Here is a 3,345-nt window from a genome sequence, read left to right as displayed (position 1 = left end):
CGCGACCGACCACATCTCCAACGTCGGTACGTTGAATCTCACCGGTGTCGAAACGGGCGCCAGCGTCGAATACTCGATCGATGGTGGTCATACCTGGAACACCAACCTCAACGTCATCGAAGGGGTGAACGACGTACAGGTCCGGCAGACCGATGTCGCAGGCAACACGTCGTCGGCCACGTCGTTCAGCTTCACGCTCGATACCTCGGCCGCCGCGCCCGGCGTTGCATTGACGACCGATTCCGGTAGCAGCGCGACCGACCACATCTCCAACGTCGGTACGTTGAATCTCACCGGTGTCGAAACGGGCGCCAGCGTCGAATACTCGACCGATGGCGGGCATACCTGGAACACCAGCTTCAACGCCATCGAAGGCGTGAACGACGTGCAGGTTCGGCAAACCGATGTCGCAGGCAATACGTCGGATCCGACGTCGTTCAGCTTCACGCTCGATACCTCGGCCGCCGCGCCTGGTGTTGCATTGACGACCGATTCCGGCAGCAGCGCGACCGACCACATCTCCGACGTCGGTACGTTGAATCTCACCGGTGTCGAAACGGGCGCCAGCGTCGAATACTCGACCGATGGCGGGCATACCTGGAGCACCAGCTTCAACGCCGTCGAAGGCGTGAACGACGTACAGGTGCGGCAGACCGATATCGCGGGCAATGCATCGGTTCCGACGGCGTTCAGCTTCACGCTCGATACCTCGTCCGCTGCACCGGGCGTTGCACTGACCGCCGACTCCGGCAGCAACGCCACCGACCACATCACCAACGTCGGTACACTCAACGTGTCTGGTGTGGAGACTGGCGCAGTTGTCGAATACTCGATCGATGGTGGTCATACCTGGAACACCAGTTTCAACGCCGTCGAAGGCGTGAACGACGTACAGGTCCGGCAAACCGATATCGCTGGCAACACATCCGCCCCGACCTCGTTCAACTTCACGCTCGATACCTCGGCCGCCGCGCCCGGTGTTGCATTGACGACCGATTCCGGCAGCAACGCCACCGACCACATCTCCAACGTCGGTACGTTGAATCTCACCGGTGTCGAAACGGGCGCCACCGTGCAGTACAGCGTCGATAACGGCGCGCATTGGAACACGAGCTTCAACGCCGTCGAAGGGGTGAACGACGTACAGGTTCGACAGATCGATGTCGCGGGCAATACGTCGGCGGCCACGTCGCTGAGCTTCACGCTCGATACCTCGGCCGCTGCGCCGAGTGTCGCCCTGACTACCGATTCCGGCAGCAGCGCCGCGGATCACATCACCAACGTCGGCACGCTGAATCTCTCGGGCATCGAAACCGGCGCAACTGTGCAGTACAGCGTCGACAACGGTGCGCACTGGAACACGAGCTTCAGTGCCGTCGAAGGGTTGAACAACGTGCAGGTTCGGCAGACCGACGTCGCGGGCAATACGTCGGCCCCGACCTCGTTCAGTTTCACGCTGGATACGTCGGCTTCTGCGCCCGGTGTCGCGCTCACGAGTGATTCCGGCAGCAGCTCAACCGACCACATTACCAACGTCGGCACATTGAATCTCTCGGGCATCGAAACCGGCGCAACTGTGCAGTACAGCGTCGACAACGGTGCGCATTGGAGTACGAGCTTCGGTGCCCTCGAAGGCGTGAACAATGTGCAAGTTCGACAGATCGATGTCGCCGGCAACACGTCGTCGGCCACGTCGTTCAGCTTCACGCTCGATACGTCGGCTGGTGCGCCGGGTGTTGCCCTGACCACCGACTCCGGCAGCAGCGCCACGGACCACATCACCAACGTCGGCACGTTGAACCTCTCCGGCATCGAGACCGGCGCAACCGTGCAATACAGCACCGACAACGGTGCGCATTGGAGTACGAGCTTCAGCGCTGTCGAAGGGCTGAACAACATTCAAGTCCGCCAGATCGACGTGGCCGGCAACACGTCGTCCGCTACATCGCTGAGCTTCACGCTGGATACGTCGGCTGCTGCGCCCGGTGTCGCGCTCACCAGTGATTCCGGTAGCAGCTCAACCGACCACATCACCAATGTCGGTACGTTGAACCTCTCGGGTATCGAGACAGGTGCCACCGTTCAGTACAGCGTCGACAACGGCGCGCACTGGAACACGAGCTTCAGTGCCGTCGAAGGATTGAACAACGTGCAGGTTCGGCAGACCGATGTCGCCGGCAACACGTCGTCGGCCACGTCGCTCAGCTTCACGCTCGATACCTCGGCTGCTGCGCCCGGCGTTACGTTGACCACCGATTCCGGCAGCAACGCCACCGACCACATCACCAACGTCGGTACGCTGAACCTCTCGGGCATCGAGACCGGCGCCACCGTTCAATACAGCACCGACAACGGCGCGCATTGGAACACGAGCTTCAGTGCCGTCGAAGGGTTGAACAACGTGCAGGTTCGCCAGATCGATGTCGCAGGCAACACGTCGTCGGCCACGTCGTTCAGTTTCACGCTCGATACGTCGGCCACGGCCCCGGGTGTTACGCTGACTACCGACTCCGGCAGTAGCGGGACCGATCACATCACCAATGTCGGTACGCTGAATCTCTCAGGCATCGAAAACGGCGCCACCGTTCAGTACAGCGTCGACAACGGCGCGCATTGGAACACGAGCTTCAGTGCCGTCGAAGGGCTGAACAACGTGCAGGTTCGGCAGACCGATGTCGCAGGCAACACGTCGTCGGCCACGTCGTTCAGCTTCACGCTCGATACGTCAGCCGCTGCGCCCGGTGTTGCGCTCACCACCGATTCCGGTAGCAGCGCCACCGACCACATCTCCAATGTCGGTACGTTGAACCTCTCAGGTATCGAGACGGGGGCTACAATTCAATACAGCACCGACAACGGCGCGCATTGGAACACGAGCTTCAGTGCCGTCGAAGGGTTGAACAACGTGCAGGTTCGGCAGACCGATGTCGCAGGCAACACGTCGTCGGCCACGTCGTTCAGCTTCACGCTCGATACGTCGGCCGCTGCGCCCGGCGTTGCGCTGACCACCGACTCCGGCAGCAGTGCCACCGACCACATCACCAACGTCGGCACGCTGAACGTCACCGGGATCGAAACCGGCGCCACCGTCCAGTACAGCGTCGACAACGGCGCGCATTGGAACACGAGCTTCAGCGCCGTCCAGGGCGTGAACAACGTCCAGGTCCGCGAGATCGACATCGCGGGCAATACGTCATCGGCAACGTCGTTCAGCTTCACGCTCGATACCTCGGCCGCTGCGCCCGGCGTTGCGCTGACCACCGATTCGGGCAGCAGTGCCACCGACCACATCACCAACGTCGGCACGCTGAACGTCACCGGGATCGAAACCGGCGCCACCGTCCA

The 3,345-nt window shown here is 61.8% G+C and carries 1 protein-coding gene; it reads left to right on the top strand.

Annotation, left to right across the window (positions count from 1 at the left end; all coding sequences use genetic code 11):
* Nucleotides 1-3,345 (top strand): beta strand repeat-containing protein (locus SB786_RS35380; protein WP_410731463.1); only part of this gene is annotated, 3,345 nt, incomplete at both ends.

The sequence above is a fragment of the Burkholderia sp. SIMBA_062 genome, from assembly GCF_046534765.1.
Lineage (GTDB): Bacteria > Pseudomonadota > Gammaproteobacteria > Burkholderiales > Burkholderiaceae > Burkholderia > Burkholderia ambifaria.
Note: the sequence above shows the minus strand (reverse complement) of the source record. Positions and strands in the feature narration are given on the sequence as shown.